Raw genomic sequence first — 19,290 nt, forward strand, 5'->3', positions numbered from 1 at the left:
GGGGCTCCCTTAGCGGCCCAGTTCGTCCACAAGTTGTGGCGCGATGGCGGTCACGTCCCCCGCGCCCATGGTGATGACGAGGTCACCGGGCTCGGCCACTTCCAGCATATGGGGCACCGTGTCGATGCGGCGCGGCACGAAGACGGCATGGGGATGCCCATGGTCGGTGACCACGTTCAAGAAGGTCTTGCCGGTAACGCCCGGCACCGGCGCCTCGCCGGCGGAGTACACGTCCATGAAGGTGACGGTGTCCGCTTCATCGAAGGCGCTGCCGAACTCGTCGCGCATGATATCGGTGAACAGGGCGACGCGGGAATAGCGGTGCGGCTGGAACAGCACGTGCACACGGTTGAAATCCAGGGCCTTGGCCGCCTTGATGGTGGCGGCGATCTCCGTGGGGTGATGGGCGTAGTCGTCCACCACCGTGACCCCGCCGGCCTCGCCGATAAGGTCGAAGCGGCGACGAACGCCGGCGAACTCCTGCAGCTTCTCGGCCGCCAGATCGACATCGAGGCCCAGAAGCGAGATGAGCGTCAGCACCGCGGCACCATTGGAGACGTTGTGCAGGCCCGGGTTCTGCTTGATGCGGCTGGCCACCACGCGCCCGTCGGGCAGCCGCAGGGTGAAGCGGGTGCCCACGCCCTGGGCCTCCGTGGCCAGGATGCGGGCGTCGCAGTCCTCGGAAAAGCCGTAGGTGGTCACGGTGCGCCCGATGCCGCGGGCCACTTCCACCAATTTCGGGTCATCGCCGCACACGACGATGGGACCGCCCTCTCGCACCCCGGAAAGGAACGCGGCGAACTGGGCGTAAATCTCCTCGAGTCCCTCGTAGTGGTCCAGGTGATCCGCCTCGATGTTCGTGACGATGGCCGCCGCCGGGGAGAGGTAGGTGAAGGACTTGTCGGACTCGTCGGCCTCCACCACGTAGGAGCGGCCGCGCCCGGAATGGGCGTTGGTGCCGTAGGCCCGCACGATGCCGCCGATGAGGAAGGTGGGATCGTAGCCCATGGCGTCCAGCGTGCTGGCGAGCATGGAAGAGGTCGTCGTCTTCCCATGGGTGCCCGCCACGGCCAGCGTGTCCAGATCGCGCCCGAGGCGAGCGAGCATCTGGGCGCGGTGCACGATGGGAAGGTTGCGCCGGCGCGCCTCGATGAGCTCGGGGTTGTTCTCCAGGATGGCCGTGGAGACGACCACCGTCACGTCGCCGTCGGGGATGTTCGCGCCGTCCTGGCCGATGAACACGGTGACCCCCGCATCGCGCAGCTGCTTGGTGTAGCGGCTCTCCTTGATGTCCGAGCCCGACACGGCCATGCCCTGGTCGTGGGCGACCCGGGCGATGCCGCTCATGCCGACGCCGCCGACCCCGATAAAGTGAAGCTGCTCTTGTTCGCTATTCACGTCGCCTCGCCTTTCGTCCTCGTTGCAATCCCGCTATTGTAAAGCATCAGCGCGCCGTGGCGACGCCGACCACAACATCTGCCAAGGCGGCCGCCGCCTCGCCGGTCTTCTGGGCCCGGGCCGCCGCGACCATGCCCTCGCGCACCGACGCGTCGTCGATGAGCGCGAAGAGCTTGGCTTTGAACTCGTCGCTTCCCAGCTCGTCGTCGGGCATCATGAACGCGGCGCCCGATTCCACCCACGCGCGGGCGTTGGTGGTCTGATGGTCCGCCGTGGCGAAGGGATAGGGCACGAGCAGGGCCGGAATGGCCAGCGCGGAAATCTCCGCAAGCGAGGTGGCCCCGGCGCGCGACACGATGGCGTCGGCCGCGGCCAAAGTCTCCCCCATGCGATCCTGGTAGCCCAGAAGGTGCCAGCGGCGCGCCTCGTCATCCGTGAGCGCCAGCGCCTCGGTCACCGCATCCAGCTCCTTGGGGCCCGTGATGTGCACGATGTGCAGGTTCGGGCGCGCGAGCAGCTCGTCTTTCAGGGCGACGACGGCCTCGTTGATGTGGCGCGCGCCCAAAGACCCACCGAAGACGAGCAGCATGAAATCATCCTCGGCAAGGTCGAACAGCGCCCGGCCCGCGGCGCGATCGGCCTCGATGACCGAACGGCGCACGGGATTGCCCGTCACGGTGACCGGCGCGGCCGCGCCCAGGCTCTCCGCCGAGCACTCGTAGGTCACGCAGACGGCGTCAGCCCGCCGGGCCAGATACTTGTTTGCCATACCCGCCACGGAATTCTGCTCGTGCAGCACCACGGGCACGCCGGTCTTCTCGGCCGCCCGGGCCACGGGAATGCACACGTACCCGCCAAAACCCACGACGACGTCGGGCTTGATGTCGGCAAACCACTTTTTCGCCTTGCCCGTGGAGGCGGCGATCTTCGCCACGCCCTTCGCGAGGGAGGCCGGATGCGATCGGTCGAACCCTGAGGCCTCGAAGGCCGTGAACGGGATGCCGGCGGCGGGCACGAGGCGCGACTCCACCCCGCCGGGGGTGCCGGCGAAGCGCACGTCCCAGCCGCGGCTTACCAGCTCGTCGGCCAGAGCGAGGGCGGGGTTGATATGCCCGGCGGTGCCTCCGCCGGAAAGAACGGCCAGCATGAGCTTACCTCCTGTAATTGGAACGGTTAGATGGGCGCGCGGAGCGGGATCGGGCCGAAGCATCGATGCGACCGGATCCGCTACGACTCGAGGCGCCCGCGGAACGCGAGCGCAAAGACTCCCCCGACCGCGTTCGGCCCGACGGCGCAGGGGGCGCCGGCTCCCGGCGCACGAGGCGCAGATCGGCCCGGCGCTGCTCGTAGACGGACGGGGCGGCCGGCGCCGCGGACACGGAGAGCACGAGCCCCACCAAGATGAACGAGGCGATCATAGACGTGCCGCCCGAGGAGATGAAGGGCAGCGGCTTTCCCGTCGTGGGAAACACGCCGATGACGCAGGCGATGTTCAGGAACGCCTGGAACACGAGCATCACCGTGGCACCGCCGGCGATCATGGCACCGATGTCGTCGGCCGCCCGCTCGGCGATGGCGAGCCCCGCATACAGCACGCAGAAGAACAGCCCGATGACGAAGAGCGCCCCCACAAGCCCCAGCTCCTCGCCGATGACGGCGAAGATGAAGTCGCTCTCCGAGGCGAACAGGTACTGGAACTTCTCATGGGAATTGCCGAGCCCCACGCCGAAGATACCGCCCTCGGCCAGCGCGTAGTAGGAGCGGATGATGTTGTAGCCGGTGCCGTAGCCGCCCTCCCCGTCGTTCCACGGATCCATGAACACGAGGCGGTCGGAACGGTAGCCGGTGCCGAAGATGGCCACGAGACCGCCGAGCACGGCCACGCCCAGACAGGCGAAGATGACCCGGCGCGATACCCCGCCCATCCACATGACGGCGAGAATGCCCACGAAGCAGATGGCCGTAGTACCCAAATCGGACTGGGTGCGGTACATGAGCGCGATGGGGGCGATGATGAAGATGAGAGCGCGCACCATGGTGGCCCGGCTCTCCACGAGCCCCGCCCGCCAATCGACGACGAGGCGCACGGCCACCAGGATGAAGGCGATCTTGCAGAACTCCGAGGGCTGCAGCCCGACAGGCCCGATATAGAGCCAGCGCTGGGCGCCGTAATGGTCGGTGCCAGCGAGCCACACGGCGAAGATGAGCGCCACGGCCACGGCCCACACGGCCCATACAATCGGCCCCACCCAGAAGCGGTAGGGCACGACTTTCCACAAGAAGAGGGCGCAGGCCGCGCCAAAAACCACATATAGGAGCTGGTCGGTGAAGAAGTCCGTCGCCGGCTTGCCGGCATCCAGCGCCTTTACCATGGAGGCGGAATACACCATGACGAGCCCCACCAGCACAAGCGCCAGCACACACAGAAGCAGCAGAACGCGAGGCCCCTGACTGGAGGGGCCCGCGGACGTCTCGCTATGTCGGGAGGAGCGGCTCAAAGGCCTAGGCCTTCCCGGCCCGGTCGGCCACGAGGCGCTTGAACACGTCGCCCCGCTCCTCGAAGCAGCTAAACTCGTCGAAGGAGGCGCAGGCCGGCGAGAGCACGACCACGTCCCCGTCCTCGGCGATGGAAAGAGCCGCATCGAGCGCCTCCTCCATCGTGCCGGCAGAGAGCACCGGGGAGACCGCCGAGCCCGCGAAAGCCGCCAGGAACCGCTCGCGCGCCTCGCCGAAGCAGACCACGGCCCGGGCGTTCTCTTCGCAGGCCGCCACGAGCGGGGCCAAATCGGTGCCCTTGTCGCGGCCGCCGAGCAGCACGATGGGGCGCGTCGGCAGAAAGGCGGTGAGCGCCACCAGCGTGGCGTCCACGTTGGTGGCCTTCGAATCGTTGTAGCAGGCCACGCCGTCCACGAGCCCTGCCGGCTCGATGCGATGCTCCAGGGGGCGGAAGGTGAGCAGACCCTCGCCCACCGCCGTGTCCGTGGCGCCCAGTACGAGCGCGCATGCGGCGGCGGCCAGGGCGTTCTGTTGGTTGTGGCCGCCCTTGATCTGGAGATCGTCCACGAAAACGAGGTCGGAGACGCGGCCGTCCCACGCCACGACGAGCTGACCGCCGTCGCCGCGGAAGGCGGCGGCGCCAGTGCCGCAGGTGGCGCGCATGTCGGCGCCGAGACCGGAGGCGCCCCCGATAGGGATGTAACGGAAGGGAACGCCGCCTCGGGCCCGCAGCTCGCGGATCTTCGCGCGCACGGCGTCGTCGCAGGCATCGAGCACGGCCACACCGCCGCTGACGCCCAGATTGGCGAGCACCTTCCACTTGGCCGCGGCGTAGGCCTCAAGGCTGCCATGCCAGGAAAGATGATCCGGCGTGATGTTGAGCACCACGGCCACATCCGGCGCGAACAGGCGCGTCGAGGCCAGCTGGTAGCTGGAGGTCTCCGCCACGTACACGTCGGTGTTCCCGGCGGCCACCGCATCGATGCAAGTCTCGCCGATGTTGCCCACGGCGGCCGCGTTCATGCCCGCCTCCCGCAGCAAATGGCAGGTGAGCGCGGTCGTAGTGGTCTTGCCGTTGGTGCCAGTGATGGCGACCCACTTCGAGGAAGCGTCGCTCTCGCGCCAGGCGAATTCCACCTCGCTGATCACCTCGGCGGAGGCCGCAGCGGCGCTCCGATAGAACGGGGAGTTCTCGGAAATGCCGGGGCTCGCGATGCACAAATCGTAGGCGCCTTCGATGGTCTCGTGGTCGAAGAGCACCACGGCCCCGCGCTCGCGGGCGCCCTCGGCCCAGGCCAGCGCCGCCTCGCCCGGCGCGCCGGCGGCCACGGCCAGCGTCTCCACGCGGCTGCCCAGCGCATCCAAGCAGTACTCCGCCGCCGCTGTGCCCGACTTTCCCAGCCCTAAGATAAGCACGCGCCCGAGGTTCTTCGGGGCGTGTTTCTTGCCGGCGATCATCTCCACGTTTTCCATGCCTTCCCTAGCCATTGCCTCTACGCCCCCAGCGTCGTCGCGAAGTACAGCACAAAGCCGCAGGCGGCCAGCATGCCCGAAACGATCCAGAAGCGCACGACCACCTTCGTCTCCGACCAGCCCTTCTTCTCGAAATGATGGTGCAGAGGCGCCATGAGGAAGATGCGCTTTTTGGTCTTTTTGTAGTAGAACACCTGGATCATGACCGAGAGCGCCTCGGCCACGAACAGGCCGCCGATGATGATGACGACGAACTCCGTCTTGGTCACCACGGCGAGGCACCCGAGCGCCATGCCGAGGGCGAGCGAGCCGGTGTCGCCCATGAAGATGTCGGCGGGATGCGAGTTGAACCAAAGGAAGCCGATGCAGGCGCCGGCGAGCGCCCCGGCGAACAGGGCCGGCTCAAGCACGCCCGCGCGGAAGGCGATGGCGGCCATGACGAGCATGACCACCATGACCGTGCCCGCGGCCAAACCGTCAAGCCCGTCGGTGAGGTTCACGGCGTTGCAGAGCCCCACGAGCAGGATAAGGCAGTAGATAAGGTAGAGCCAGGGAATGGCGATGCCGTCGCCCACGGGCACCACCGTGGTGAGCACGCCCAAATCGAGGGTGGCCACAAACGGGATCTCCACGGTGGGCTTGATGCCGAGCAGGTTCACCGCCACCAGCACGAAAACGGCAGCGATGAGAAACTGGCCGATCAGCTTCGCCTTGGGCGTGAGCCCGAGCGATCGCTCGTGGGCCACCTTCGAGGCATCATCGATGAGCCCGAGGATACCGGTGGCCACCGTGGCGCCGAGCAGAAGCCACAGCTCCGCGGTAGGGGCGCCCACCGAGGCGAGCAAGGTGAAGACGATGACGGCGATGAGCATGATGACGCCGCCCATAGTGGGGGTTCCCTGCTTCACCAGATGGCTCTGGGGGCCGTCGGCGCGCACCTGCTGGCCGATGTGGCTCGTCTTCAGAAAGCGGATCCAGGCGGGCATGAGCACCATGGTGATCACCATGGCGATGGCCACGCCGAGGAAGATCATGAACGTGGGGTAGGCGGAGAACAGAGAGAACATTAGTTGACCAATCCTTCGACGATACGGGTAAGGCCCATGAAGTGCGAGGCCTTCACGAGCACGGCGTCGCCCGGCTCGAGCAGCGCGTCCAGCTCCTCCAGCACGTCGGCGACGGTGTCGGCGCGGCTGATGCGCGCCGCGTCCATGCCGGCGGCCTCGGCGCCTGCGGCGATATGCCGCGCCAGCTCGCCGATGCAGATGAGCTTATCGAGATGGTGCGAGGCAGCGGCGGCGCCGACGCCCTCGTGGCAGGCGGGGGCGAAGCTGCCGAGCTCGCCCATGTCGCCGAGCACGGCGATGCGCCGGCCGGCCACGTCCGTGGCGGCGAAGGTCGCGAGCGAGGCGCGCATGGAATCGGGGCTCGCGTTGTAGGCGTCGTTGATGACCGTGAAGCCGCCGCGGGCGGCGATGATTTCCTGGCGCCCCGGCTCGGGCACCGACGCTCCCAGCGCGGCGGCGATGGTGGCCAAATCGAGCCCCAAGGCGAAGCCCACCGAGGCGGCGGCGCAGGCGTTGTCCACGTTGTGGGCGCCGGTGAGGGAGAGCGCGCAGGGCACGCGTTCCACGGTGGCGAATAGGGCGCCGTCGTCGTGGTCGGCGGCATCGCGGGCGCACAGGGTGAAGCGGGGGCGGCCCTCGGCGTCCAGCGACACGTCCTCGGCCCAGACCGCCTGATCGCAAGCGGCGCTCTCGCGCTCGAGCGCCCCGCGGAGGGCCGCATCGGGATGCCCGGCGAAGCCTGAGAGGGCCACAGAGCGCTCGGACAGGCGTCCGCGCTCGGCCATAAAGGCGGCGAAGTCGTCGTCCAGGTTGGCGAAGGCGCGGCCCACACCGGCGGGCAGGGCCTCGAAGAGCTCGGACTTGGCCCGGGCGATGTTCTCCCGACTGCCCAGAAGCTCGATGTGGCTCTCGCCCACGTTGGTGATAAGGCCCCACACCGGCCGCACGAAATCGCACAGCTCGGCAATTTGCCCGCGGCCGCGCATGCCCATCTCAACGACGACCACGGCCGTCTCCGGATCGGCGTTGAGCAATGTGCGGGGAACGCCCAGCTCGTTGTTCTGATTGGCCTTGGTGGCCACCACGCTGCCGTAGGCGGCGCACACGTCCCGGGTGAGGTTCTTGGTGGTGGTTTTGCCCACCGAGCCGGTCAGCCCGATGACGCGGCCCCGCAAATGGGAGCGCCAGGCCCGGGCCAGGTCGGTGATGGCCGAGGCGGTGTTGGGCACCTCGATGATGGCGGCCCCCAGCTCCCGGGCCAAAAGGGCGCAGGATTGCGAGGGGCCATCGGTGACCAGCGCGCCCGCGGCGCCGGCGCGTAGGGCGGCCTCCACGAACTGATGCCCGTCGACGCGCTCGCCGGGCAGGGCCACGTAGAGCCAGCCCGGGCGCACTTCCCGCGAATCCCAGGTGATGCCCGTCATGAGGGCGCTGGCGTCGATGGGGTCTACAAGGAACTGGCCGCCGGTGTATGCTGCGATTTGTTTTGCGTTGAGGCGCACGCCGAGTCCTTTCGCCTAGTCCGAACACGCACCGCCGAAGGCGCGCTCCAACTCCTCGGCCGCCACAACGCGGTCGTCGAAGGAGAGCACTTCATCGCCCACGAGCTGGTAGTCCTCATGGCCCTTGCCGGCCACGAGAATGGCATCGCCCGGGCGTGCGAGCGCGATGGCGGCCGCGATGGCACTACGGCGATCGGGCTCCACGGTGAAGCGCTCGGCGTCTTCCATACCCGCCACGATATCGGCGATGATGGCATCGGGCTCCTCGTGGCGCGGGTTGTCGCTCGTCACCACGGCGTAGTCGGCGGCCAGCGCCGCAGCTCCCATGATGGGGCGCTTGGTGGCGTCGCGGTTGCCGCCGCAGCCGAAGACGACGATGGTGCGTCCGCCCGAGAGCTCCTTGATGGAGGCGATGGCCTTGGTGAGCGCGTCGGGGGTGTGGGCGTAGTCCACGTAGACGGAGACCGGTGCGTCCACCGCAGGGCGCACGCGCTCCAGGCGGCCGGGAACCGCCGGCATGGTGGCCAGGGCCTCGGCGATGATCTGGGTCGGAATCCCTAAGGCCAACGCGCAGCCGAAGGCCGTCATGACGTTCTCCACGTTGAAGCGCCCCACGAGCGGGTACTCCACCGCGATGCGCGTCCCGCGCACCTCGAGCACCGCCTTGGTGCGGGCGGCCTCGTAGGTGACCTCCACCGGATGGATCTGGGCGGAGACGTCGAATCCCGTGGTGATGACCTCGTCGCCGGCCGCGGTGCAGCGGCGCAAAAGCTCGCGCCCCCAGGAGCCGTCGATGGAGATGACGCGGCGAGCCGGGTAGTCCTTCGAGAACAGAAGCGCCTTGGCCTCGAAGTAGTCGTCGAAGGTGTGGTGGTAGTCCAGGTGGTCCTGGGTGAGGTTCGTGAACGCCGTCACGGCGAAGTCGGTGTCCCAGGTGCGGCGCAGATCGAGCGCGTGCGAACTCACCTCCATGGCCACCACGGTGCAGCCCGCGTCGCGCATCCGTGCGAACAGCTTCTGCAGGTCGGGCGACTCCGGCGTGGTGCGCTCGGCGTGTTCCATGACGCCGGCGATCTTGTTGCCCACGGTGCCGATGACGCCGCAGCGGTTGCCGGCCACGCTCGCGATGTGCTCCACCAGATAGGTCGTGGTGGTCTTGCCGTTGGTGCCCGTGATGCCCACGAGCGAGAAGGCCCGGGAGGGGTTGTCGTAGTAGTTCGCCGAGGCGTAGGCCATGGCCTTGCGCGAGTCGGAGACGACGACCTCGGTGACATCGGTGGCGTCGGCCAGGTACACCTTGCGCTCGGCCACCAGCGAGGTGGCCCCGCGGTCGATGGCGTCCTGGGCGAAGGAGTGGCCGTCGACGACGGTGCCGACGATGCAGAAGAACATATCGTTCGGGCGAACCTCGTCGCTGCGGAACGCCAGCCCTGCCACCTCCTCGTTCCCGTTGCCGATGATAGTGCAATCCATCCCTTGGAAGAGCTCTGAGCAGGTCTTGGTCATAACGGTATCGTTCCTCTAATTCGACGGCATCGAAGTAATGTTGTACTGCTTGACAGCATTCTCCATTATATCGTTGAAGATCTGCGTGGTCTGGCGCATGGCGTAAACCTCGTTGGCTCCTACAAAACAAACTAAATTGCTTGACGAGTTGTCAATGAAGCCGCAGAAGCCGATATTGTAGACTTCCTTCTTGTAGCCGCCCTCTTCCGAGGCGATTTCCGCCGTGGACGTCTTGCCGCAGACCTCGTAGCCCTCGATGTCGGCGGCGGCTCCCGTGCCGTCGGTGACCACCGAGCGCAGCATCGAGCGCATATCGGCGAGCACCGCTTCATCGACGCCCGTCTCCTCGCTTTCCCATTCGGCCACCTCCCCGCTCTGGGGCTTCGAGATGAGGAAGTGCGGGGTCACGAGCGTCCCGTCGTTGGCGATGGCGCTGTAGAAGCGCACCATCTGCAGCGGCGTCACCGCGATGCCCTGGCCGAAGCTCACGTTGTAGCCGGTTATCTTGGCCCAGTTGTCGAAGTCGAGCACGTTGCCGCCCGCCTCGCCGGGATAGTCCACGCCGGTGGGCTCGGTGAAGTGGAAGCGCTTGATGTTGTCGTAAAGCTTGTCGAAGCCCGCCTGTTCCGTGGCCAGCGAGATGCCCACGTTCGACGAGTGGTTCAGGATCTCGCGCAGCGAGTAGGTCTCGCCGTCGCGCTCGTGGGAGTCGGAGACGTCGTAGTCGTCGGCGGAGATGGAGCTCGGGCAGAACATGGTGTCCTCGGGGCCCATGGTGCCTTGCTCCAGGATGGTGAGCGCCGAGACGGACTTGAAGGTGGACCCGGGCTCGTAGGCCTGGGTGATGGCCTTCACCGATTCGCTGCCCACCTGCGACGAGGACATGTCGGCCGGGTTCATGTAGGGCAACGAGCATGCGGCGTAAATCTCGCCGGTGGCGGCGTCCATGACGATGGACGAGCCCTCCTCGGTCTCCAGGTCCTTCACGCCCTCGGCGAGCGCCTGTTCCACGGTGTCCTGCAGCTTGATGTCGAGGGAGACCATGATGTCCTGGCCGTTGACGGCCGGCGTCTCCTCCTTCACGCCGCCGGGAATGGGGAATCCCTGCTCGCCGCGCTCGGCGGTGTAGGTGCCCGGCGTGCCGGAAAGGATGTCGTTGTACTGCAGCTCGAGGCCGGTGATGCCCTCGCCGTCGACGTTGCAGTAGCCGATGACCTGGCCGCCGATGGAGCCGTTGGGGTACTCGCGGCGGGTGTCGGCGATGAAGTAGACGCCGTCCAGCTTGAGTTCTTTGACCTTATCGGCCACTTCCACGTCGGCCTGGCGCTTGATGTAGACGAAGGTGGTGGAAGGAGTGGACAGAAGCTCGCGGTAGTCGGCCGCATCTCCCCCGAGCACCGAGGCCAGAGACGCCGCCTCGGCCGCTGCATCGGTCACCTCCACGGGGTTCGCGTAGATGGTGGTGGCCTCCACCGAGGTAGCCAGCACGATGCCGTTGCGGTCGTAGATGGTGCCGCGGCGCGGCGTCGTCTCGAAGCTGACCGTGCGGGACTCCTCGGCCATGGCCGAGTACTGATCCGATACGATGACCTGCAGAAACACCAAGCGCAGGAAGAACACGGCCGCTATGGCGGCGAAAGCCAGCAGCAGCACCTTGGCGCGCCCGGAGACCGTCGGCATGGCCGCGTCGATGGCGGCGCCCACGCCTGGGCGGCCCGGACGAGCGGCGCCCGCGCGCCCCGAGGGGCGGCCGGACCGGTTGCCGCCTGCAAAGCCACGACCCTGCGAGGAGGCCGAGGCCCGACCCGTGCGCGAGGAGGCGCGCCGGGGCTCGTCGAAGGCGCGTCCGCGGACGCGCCCGGTGCGCGAGGCATCGGCGCGGCCGCCGCGGCCGCTTTTGTCGGGGTAGCGGTAGCGTTCCATGGGATTAGAGCCCCTTCATGCGCGCCACCGACTCCGACAGCGACAGGCTGCCGGCGCCATCGGTGGCGACGATATCGGGAGACAGCGTGATCTGCTCGCTGTATTCGGGGGCCGGGGCCGCCATGCCGAGGGCCGTGGCCTGGGCCTTGATGCGCGAGGGGTTCGCCAGCACGCTCTGGGACACCTCAAGCTCGTTGCCCTCGGCCCGGGCGGTCTCGATGCTCGTCTGCAGCGAGCGCGTCTCAAGCGCGCAGGAAGCGGCAGCCGAGGTGATGGCCACGCGGGCCATGGCGATGAGCGCTATGACGATGCAGATGACGGCGCAGGCCTTCGCCAGGGAAAGCGCGGCCGTCGAGATGCCCTCGCTCCGGGCGCGGCGACCGGCACCGGGCACCACCGAGATGGAGGGCGCCTCTTCGAAGGAGAGTTCCTCGGCCAGAGACGAGGAGACGTAGCGGGCGCCGCGGTAGCCGGAGGCAGCGCCGGCGCGTCCGGCGGAGGAGCGACCGTAAGAGACGCGGTCGGTGCGGGGGCGCGACGTGCGCGAATATGATGCGGCGCTCATCTTGGCCCTCCTCACTCATTCTGCGGCTCAAGCGTCCATTAAGGCTTAACAAGCCCGATGACAGCGTCCTCGGGCTTGCTTTTGTTCTCTTGTCGGGCGACTCCCCTAGCGCTTGTGCGCCACGCGCAGCTTGGCACTGCGCGAGCGGGGGTTCCGCTCGATTTCCTCCGCCGTCGGCAGCAGAGGCTTGCGGGTGATAAGATCGAGTACCGGCTGCTTTCCGCACACGCACACCGGAATGTCCGGCGGGCAGGTGCATCGGTTCGCGAATGCCGCGAAGGTGTCCTTCACGATGCGGTCTTCCAAAGAGTGGTAGCTGATCACCGCGATGATGCCGCCCGGATTGAGCCAGCGGACCGCCGCATCAAGGCCGCGACGCAGAACGGTCAGCTCCGAGTTGACTTCAATCCGAAGGGCTTGGAAGGTGCGCTTGGCGGGATGTCCCCCCGCGCGCCTCGCCGAGGCGGGTATGGCCGCCTTGATCACATCGACCAGCTGACCACTCTCGGTTATCGGAGCGTCCGCCCGCGCCTTCACGATGAAGTCCGCGATGCGGCTCGCCCACTTCTCGTCCGAGTAACTGCGAATGATCCGAGTGAGATCTGCTGCGTTGTAGGTGTTGACGATCTCTTCTGCGGTTAGGGTTTGTTTCCCCGGATCCATCCGCATGTCGAGGGGGCCGTTCTCCTTGAAGGAGAAGCCACGTGATTGCGTGTCTATCTGCACCGACGAGACGCCCAGATCGAACAGTATCGCGTCGATGCCGGGGATCTCGCAACTCGCGAGCAGTTCATCGAGGTCGCCGAAGTTGCCGCGCAGAAGCGCGAGTTCGGGACGATCGCCCGCAGGTATCGTTTCCAGCTTCGCGGCGGCCTCGGTGAGCGCCACCTCGTCCTGGTCGATGCCGATGAGCAGGCCGCCTGGGCCCAATTGCTTGGCCGCCTCGAAGGAGTGCCCCGCGAAGCCGAGCGTGGCGTCCACGAACACCGGATGGTCCGGAAGGTCGAGGGCGTCGATGCATTCGGTGAGAAGAACGGGTATGTGCCGGTATTCGCTTGTCACGGTTCGCTCGCTTTCCGCCTAGCTGTAGAACAGCCCCAGATCGACTTCGTCGCTCATGGCCTTGAAGCGGTCAGCGTCCCAGATCTCGAAGCGGCCCGTGTTGCCCACGACCACGACTTCCTTGTCGATGCCGACGGCGGCGCGCACTTCCGGGGACAGCATGATGCGCCCCGAGGCGTCCACCTCGACATCGCGGGCGCGGCTCTTCAGCACGCGGCGAAGCTTGACGTGCTCGCGGTCGGACTCCTTGTACTCGCCGAACCGGTCGATGAACAGCTTCTCGACCCATTCGTTGAAATCGGGCGTCTCGAACACGTACACGCACTCGTTGGTCAGCTCCGGCGTCACCACGAGATCTTTGGAAAGAACCTTGCGGAACTTCGCGGGAAGGGCCATGCGACCTTTGCCGTCGACCTTGAAATGGAACTCGCCGTTGAGATCTACCCCATGTTGGGGCAGCTCGCTTGTCCCTTCGGTGTCGGCAGTGGCGGCCACGTGTTCCTTTCCGTGCTGCGTTTTGAGGGGGATTTGATTTCGTTTGGAGTGCGTTTCGAAATCCCGCTCGGTCGTTTTCCACAGCACGCATATTACCCCATAATGCCCCACTTCGCAACATTTTCTCCCACTTTTGCCCTATTTTCGCCCCACTTGTCATCCTCAAGATATGGAAGGGTAACCAAAGGAAAATGAGAGTATTTCCCATATCTTGTATTCGTATTGAGGTATTGCGCACAATGGCCACTAGATATGCCCGACCCATGGGGATGGTGGGGCGCGGTGGGGCATGTACCCGCGCACGCGCCACCTGTGAACGAGATTTGAAGAGGCGCGCCAAGACGGGCGCTGAGCGGCTACAATGAGGCTCGCGCACCCTGCGCCGAGTCCTGCGCCGCCCCGACCGGAGGCGCAGCGAGAAGTCGGAAGATCTCCCGAGAGAAGGAGCCCCGTGTTCGAATTAGAGAACGCCCTGGACGAGTACTTGTCCCATCTGCGCATCGAGCGCGGGGCATCGCCGCGCACGGCCGAGGCCTACCGACGCGATCTGGAGGACTACCTCGCCTTCCTCGACGGCGAGGGCGTGGAGGGCTTCGGCGACATCGACCGCGAGAAGGTGGCCGCCTTCGAGCGCAGCCTCATGGAGCAGAACCTCGCCGTCACCACCGTGCGCCGGCGCATCTCCGCCGTGCGCGGCTACCACCGGTTCCTCGTGCGCGAGGGGCTCACCGATGCGAACCCGGCCGACGCCGTGGACATTCCCAAGGCCGCCGACCGGCTGCCGGACGTGCTTTCCATCGAGAAAGTGGGCGAGATGCTGGACGCCTTCGTGGGCACCCGGCCGAGCGACTTGCGCGACCGGGCGCTTCTGGAAGTGCTCTACGGCTGCGGGCTGCGCGCCAGCGAGGCCGTGGGGCTCGACATGGAGGCCGTCAACTTCGACGACGGCTTCCTGCGCGTGTTCGGCAAGGGGTCCAAGGAGCGCATCGTGCCCATTGCCGGCGCGGCCGAGCGCGCGCTGCGCCGGTATTTGGCCGAAGGGCGCCCGGCCCTCGCGCGCGCGGCCGCCAACCCGACCGCCGATGCCACGGCTGCGGTGTTCCTGAACCAGCGGGGCGGCCGCCTCGGGCGCCAGAGCGTCTTCAACCTGGCGCGCAAGGCCGGCCGCGTCATCGGCCGCTACGATCTGCACCCCCACACCCTGCGCCACTCGTTTGCCACCCACATGCTGAAGGGCGGCGCCGATCTGCGCGTACTGCAGGAAATTCTGGGCCACGCCGACATGTCCACGCTGCAGGTGTACACGCACCTCGACCGCACCCACCTCCACGAGGAATACGCCCACGCCCATCCCCGCGACAAAATGAATATCTAGACCGTCATCTCCCCGGCGAGGGGGCGCGCCACGGCGGCGGCCACCTCGGCCGCCGTGAGGCCCTGGCCGAACAAATGCATGAGCTTGGTGAGGGCCGCCTCGCAGGTCATGTCGTAACCGGACACGACGCCGGAGCGCGCCAGAGCGTCGCCGGTGGCGTAGCGTTTCTCCTCCACACCGCCCGCAGGGCACTGGGTCACGTTCACGACCACCTTTCCCGCGCGCACCGTATCGGTGATAAGCTCGGTGAACCACGACTCGGTGGGCGCGTTGCCGGCGCCGAACGTGCGCAGCACGACGGCCTTCACGGCCTTCGATTCCAGCTGGGGCCGCAGCACCGCCTCGGTGATGCCGGGATACAGAAACACCACCGACACCGCATCGTCCATGGAAAGCGCCGGCGCCAGCGACCCTCCCGCAGCGGGCCGGGCGAGCAGGCGCTCGCGGAACACAATGTGCAGGTCCATGTCGGCCAAGGGCGGATAATTGAACGATTGGAAGGCGCCGAAGTTCGTGGAGCTGACCTTCGTCGCGCGGTTGCCGCGCCACAGATGGCGCCCGAAGGAGATGGTCACCTCCTGCACCATGGGTGCGCCGGCCTCGGTGCGGGCCGCGGCGATCTGCAGCGCCGTGATGAGGTTCTCGGTGCCGTCCTCGCGGATCTCGCCGATGGGCAGCTGGCTTCCCGTGAGCACCACCGGTTTGGCCAGACCGGGCAGCATGAACGAGAGCGCCGAGGCGGTGTAGGCCATGGTGTCGGTGCCGTGCAGCACGACGAAGCCGTCGAAGTCCTCGTAACGGTCGGCGATCGCACGCGCTATTCGGGCCCAGCAGGCCGGGTTCATGTTCGAGGAATCGATAGGCGGGTTCATCTCCACGTGATCGAGGTTAAAGCCGAGACGCCCGATCTTCGGTACGTTCTTCATCAGATGATCGAAGCTGAAGGGCACGAGCGCACCGGTGGAGAGATCCTCGGTCATGCCGATGGTGCCCCCGGTGTACACGATGAGAATGCGCGGTTGCATAAGCTAATCCTTTCGATGGCGAAACCACGAGGCGCGGGTAGCGGGCTCCTTCTTGCGATGCAGGGTGGCGCGGCGAAACAGCTCGGCGCAGAAGTGCTTGGCCGTTCGCGCGCCACGGGCCACCTTCGGCGTGAGGTCGGCCTCGTCGGAGGTCTTCCAATCGTAGTACACCGACAGGTAGCGCAGAAACACCACGGTGAACACGCAGGCTGTCGCCGCCAGCACAAGCGGTGCCTTCGCGAAAGCCATGGCCGCGAACACGAACGCGCCGCCGAATCCGGCCACCGCGTAGAAGTTCGAGCGCTGGAACACGCCCGGCGTCTCCCCCACCGAGATATCGCGCAGAGCGCCGCCGCCCACGCTGGTAAGCGCGCCCAAAATGACCACCATCACGAAGCCCTCCCCGCAAGCGAAGGCCTTGTTGGCCCCGGCCAGGGCGAACAGGGCCACCGAGAGCGCGTCGGCGAAGAACAGCACCTGGCCCGTGTGGCGAAACAGCCCCCGGAAGTAGAACACGAACACCGCCAGGCAGATGCATATGAGGATGACCTCGGGATATTCCATGAAGTAGACCCCGTGATCCTGCAGCAGCAGATCGCGGATGATGCCGCCGCCGTAGGCCGTCACGAGCCCCAGCACAATGGTGCCCACGATGTCCAGCTTGCGATCGCAGGCGAAGATGGCCCCGGTGAGAACGCCCACGGCGACGCTGAAGAAGTCGGCCCCGAAGGGCACCTGCAGGGCGCCTCCCCCGGCGAAGAGCTGCTCCATGGCTTACTTGTGGTAGTAGCGATGCTGCTCGTACTTCGGCTCGCAGCACACGTTGATGCCGAGCGTGCGGTAGAGCTTCTCGTCGGCCGCCGAAATGATGACCGAGAAGTAGGCGTCGCAGCCGCGCAGCTTGTCCACGTTGTCGATGAGCCTCTCCGCCAGCGGGTTGTGCACCGAGGAGATGGACAGCGCCAGCAGCGTCTCGTCGGAGTGCAGGCGCGGATTGTGGCTGCGCAGATGGGCGGTCTTCAAGTGGCAGATGGGCTCCAGCACGTCGTCGGAGATGACGTACAGCTCGTCGTCGACCCCCGAGACACCCTTGAGCGCATTCATGAGCAGAGCCGACGCCGCGCCGAGCAAATTGCCCGTCTTGCCCGTGACCACGCGCCCGTCGGGCAGCACCATGGCGCCGGCGGGGCCTCCGGTGGTCTCCTCCTTCAGCAGCGCCGCGGAGCGGGCCGGCGAGAGGTTCTGGTTGATGCCCGCCTGGTTCATCAAAAGCTCGATCTTCTTCAGGGCCGCCTCGCCCACGCCCGTGCGTTTGATCTCCTCGGCCGTTTGGAAATAGCGGCGCACGATCTCGTTGTTGCCCGCCTCGCGGCACACGGCGTCGTCGGAGATAGCAAGCCCCGCCATGTTCACGCCCATATCCGTGGGCGACTGGTACGGACATGCGCCGGAGATGCGCTCCATCGTGGCGCGCAGCACCGGGAAGATCTCCACGTCGCGGTTGTAGTTCACCGTGGTCTCGCCATAGGCCTCCAGATGGAAGGGATCGATGATGTTGTCGTCGTCCAGATCGGCCGTGGCCGCCTCATAGGCGATGTTCACCGGATGGGTGAGCGGCAAATTCCAAATGGGGAACGTCTCGTACTTCGCATAGCCGGCGGTGACCCCGCGCTTGTGCTCGTGATAGAGCTGCGAGAGGCAGGTGGCCATCTTGCCCGAGCCCGGACCGGGAGCCGTCACCACCACGAGCGGACGTTCGGTCTCGATGTACTCGTTCTTGCCGAAGCCCTCATCCGAAACGATGCGATCGATGTCGTTGGGGTACCCCGGAATGGGATAGTGCAGATAGCTCGTGATGCCCATGGCCGTGAGGCGGCGGCGGAACAGGTCGGCGTTGGGCTGGTTGGCATAGCGGGTGATGACGACCGAGCCCACCTTGAATCCCATGGAGCGGAAGATGTCCATGAGGCGCAGCACGTCCTCATCGTAGGTGATACCCAAGTCCCCGCGCACCTTCGAGCGCTCGATATCGTTGGCGTTGATGGCGATGACGATCTCCACCTCGTCCTTCATCGACTGCAGCATGGAGATCTTCGTGTCAGGCTTGAAGCCGGGCAGCACGCGGGAGGCATGGTAGTCGTCGAAGAGCTTGCCGCCGAATTCCAGGTACAGCTTGCCACCGAACTGGTTGATGCGCTCGCGGATGCGCTCCGCCTGCAACTCGATGTACTTGTCGTTGTCGAAACCTTCGCGCATGGGCGACACTCCTTTGACGACCGAGATCCCACCACCGGCGCCACTCGCTGGCAGCGCCCCGATAACCGATTCAGTATAGCGCAGGGCCCATCGCCGTCGCCGCGAAATCACCACGTTCGCCGCTTCTGCACAGACACCGCAGAGAGGCCCCGGCCGGGCACATACAAAGAGCGCCGGCACAGGGCCGGCGCATCGAATCAACGATTCACGCGGAAGGAAGTGGTTAGCACTTGCCCAGCTCGCACTTGAGTTCTTCCTCGTCCTTGATGGAAAGAGAAGTCTGCAGCACGTCGCCGCCGAAGGGGCGCATGGCGTCGACGAACTTGTCCTCGGTCATCTCGTTCACCACCATGAACACGGCGGCCTCGTCCTTTTCGGTCAGCAGATTGCGCACGCGGTTCTGGAAATCCTCGTCCACGCCGCGCTTCACGAAGAACCCGGTGATGGCTCCCAGCCCGGCGCCGATGGCCGCGCCCCAGAAGGGAATAAGGAAGATAAGGCCGAACAGCATGCCCCAGAACAGTCCCCACACGGTGGAGTTGCCAATGGGCTGGCCGGGCGTGACCACATCGAACTTGCCGTTGTCGCGCTTGGCCACCACGGCGACCGACTGCAGGTTCACGATAAGATCGTTGTCGAGATTCAAGACTTCCTGGTAGGCCTGCTTGGCCTTATCCTCCGTGGGGTACCCCAGAACAAGCAAAGTTGACATGAGTGCGTCCTTTCTCTGATGTATCAGCGACTCCCTCACTGTAAAGAAAGCCCGCTCGCCTTTTTCGCGCGGAGGGCTCGCCGTTGCCGCCCCTCCCCCATTCAGTCAACGCCGCGTCACCTATCCCTCCATGCCCCGCGGCTCTAAACCCCGAGAGCGGAGCTCACCCTTCGTCCGAGCCGTTTTCGAATTTCCGTGAGAAAATGCCAGTTCGACCCCGAAATGGCACGAAGCCCCCTCGTTCGTCCGGCCATTTCTGGGCTCAACTGGCAATTTCTGCCATTTCGGTCCCCAACTGGCAGCTGTTCCTTGCCATTTCGACCCTCAACTGGCACCTACTTCGGGAAATCCAAAAAAATGGAGGACAAAGCGCTCTCCAACACAGGAAAGGCCCGCGACGCGGGAGGAAAGCCATGGGAATTCGGAAAGACGCGA

The 19,290-nt window shown here is 66.2% G+C and carries 16 protein-coding genes; 1 reads left to right on the plus strand and 15 read right to left on the minus strand.

Going from position 1 to position 19,290, the window contains the following annotated elements:
* Window positions 1–9: 9 nt before the first annotated feature.
* The 11 genes from murC to ACYVRU_RS08480 all read right to left on the minus strand — a co-directional run bounded on the left by murC (window position 10) and on the right by ACYVRU_RS08480 (window position 13,487).
* Complete coding sequence (gene murC, locus ACYVRU_RS08430) at window positions 10–1,398, minus strand: UDP-N-acetylmuramate--L-alanine ligase (RefSeq protein WP_452040568.1); 1,389 nt, start codon at window positions 1,396–1,398, stop codon at window positions 10–12.
* 46 nt (window positions 1,399–1,444) lie between these two features.
* A complete protein-coding gene (gene murG / locus ACYVRU_RS08435) occupies window positions 1,445–2,545 on the minus strand; it encodes an undecaprenyldiphospho-muramoylpentapeptide beta-N-acetylglucosaminyltransferase (protein WP_302012441.1) in 1,101 nt (366 codons plus the stop codon).
* Window positions 2,546–2,549: 4 nt separating this feature from the next.
* The gene (locus tag ACYVRU_RS08440; RefSeq protein WP_269434847.1) at window positions 2,550–3,896 is read right to left on the minus strand and encodes an FtsW/RodA/SpoVE family cell cycle protein; all 1,347 of its coding nucleotides are present in this window, start codon (window positions 3,894–3,896) and stop codon (window positions 2,550–2,552) included.
* A 4-nt stretch (window positions 3,897–3,900) separates the two neighbouring features.
* Entirely contained in the window at window positions 3,901–5,367 is a 1,467-nt protein-coding gene (gene murD / locus ACYVRU_RS08445; protein WP_173112445.1) for a UDP-N-acetylmuramoyl-L-alanine--D-glutamate ligase, read from the minus strand.
* 20 nt (window positions 5,368–5,387) lie between these two features.
* On the minus strand, window positions 5,388–6,434 hold the full coding sequence (mraY, locus tag ACYVRU_RS08450; RefSeq protein ID WP_114549109.1) for a phospho-N-acetylmuramoyl-pentapeptide-transferase: 1,047 nt from the start codon (window positions 6,432–6,434) through the stop codon (window positions 5,388–5,390).
* Entirely contained in the window at window positions 6,434–7,936 is a 1,503-nt protein-coding gene (locus tag ACYVRU_RS08455; protein ID WP_418380706.1) for a UDP-N-acetylmuramoyl-tripeptide--D-alanyl-D-alanine ligase, read from the minus strand. Before ACYVRU_RS08455 ends, mraY begins: the two co-directional genes overlap by 1 nt.
* Before the next feature lie 15 nt (window positions 7,937–7,951).
* On the minus strand, window positions 7,952–9,442 hold the full coding sequence (locus ACYVRU_RS08460; RefSeq protein ID WP_461186019.1) for a UDP-N-acetylmuramoyl-L-alanyl-D-glutamate--2,6-diaminopimelate ligase: 1,491 nt from the start codon (window positions 9,440–9,442) through the stop codon (window positions 7,952–7,954).
* A 15-nt stretch (window positions 9,443–9,457) separates the two neighbouring features.
* Entirely contained in the window at window positions 9,458–11,365 is a 1,908-nt protein-coding gene (locus ACYVRU_RS08465) for a peptidoglycan D,D-transpeptidase FtsI family protein (RefSeq protein ID WP_461186020.1), read from the minus strand.
* Between the two features lie 4 nt (window positions 11,366–11,369).
* The gene (locus ACYVRU_RS08470; RefSeq protein ID WP_117285284.1) at window positions 11,370–11,930 is read right to left on the minus strand and encodes a cell division protein FtsL; all 561 of its coding nucleotides are present in this window, start codon (window positions 11,928–11,930) and stop codon (window positions 11,370–11,372) included.
* A gap of 105 nt (window positions 11,931–12,035) precedes the next feature.
* Complete coding sequence (gene rsmH, locus ACYVRU_RS08475; RefSeq protein ID WP_223900903.1) at window positions 12,036–12,992, minus strand: 16S rRNA (cytosine(1402)-N(4))-methyltransferase RsmH; 957 nt, start codon at window positions 12,990–12,992, stop codon at window positions 12,036–12,038.
* Between the two features lie 18 nt (window positions 12,993–13,010).
* On the minus strand, window positions 13,011–13,487 hold the full coding sequence (locus tag ACYVRU_RS08480) for a division/cell wall cluster transcriptional repressor MraZ (RefSeq protein ID WP_022740289.1): 477 nt from the start codon (window positions 13,485–13,487) through the stop codon (window positions 13,011–13,013).
* 451 nt (window positions 13,488–13,938) lie between these two features.
* Between ACYVRU_RS08480 and ACYVRU_RS08485 the strand changes: the two genes are divergently transcribed.
* Window positions 13,939–14,862, plus strand: a complete 924-nt coding sequence (locus tag ACYVRU_RS08485; RefSeq protein WP_223900904.1) for a site-specific tyrosine recombinase — start codon at window positions 13,939–13,941, stop codon at window positions 14,860–14,862.
* On the opposite strand, the gene ACYVRU_RS08490 is transcribed toward ACYVRU_RS08485, so the two are convergent.
* From ACYVRU_RS08490 to ACYVRU_RS08505, 4 genes are all read right to left on the minus strand, one after another.
* Window positions 14,859–15,887: an asparaginase gene (locus ACYVRU_RS08490; protein ID WP_223900905.1), complete on the minus strand. Its 1,029-nt coding sequence runs from the start codon at window positions 15,885–15,887 to the stop codon at window positions 14,859–14,861. The two genes, ACYVRU_RS08485 and ACYVRU_RS08490, sit on opposite strands and share 4 nt — an antisense overlap.
* Window positions 15,888–15,890: 3 nt before the next feature.
* Window positions 15,891–16,658 carry a trimeric intracellular cation channel family protein gene (locus ACYVRU_RS08495; protein ID WP_461186021.1) on the minus strand — a complete coding sequence of 256 codons (768 nt, stop codon included), beginning with the start codon at window positions 16,656–16,658 and terminating at the stop codon, window positions 15,891–15,893.
* 3 nt (window positions 16,659–16,661) lie between these two features.
* Window positions 16,662–18,143, minus strand: a complete 1,482-nt coding sequence (locus ACYVRU_RS08500) for a DUF1846 domain-containing protein (RefSeq protein ID WP_461186022.1) — start codon at window positions 18,141–18,143, stop codon at window positions 16,662–16,664.
* A 223-nt stretch (window positions 18,144–18,366) separates the two neighbouring features.
* The gene (locus ACYVRU_RS08505) at window positions 18,367–18,855 is read right to left on the minus strand and encodes a DUF1269 domain-containing protein (protein WP_114549101.1); all 489 of its coding nucleotides are present in this window, start codon (window positions 18,853–18,855) and stop codon (window positions 18,367–18,369) included.
* Between the last annotated feature and the right edge of the window lie 435 nt (window positions 18,856–19,290).

This window comes from Adlercreutzia sp. CNCM I-6216 (genome assembly GCF_977113345.1).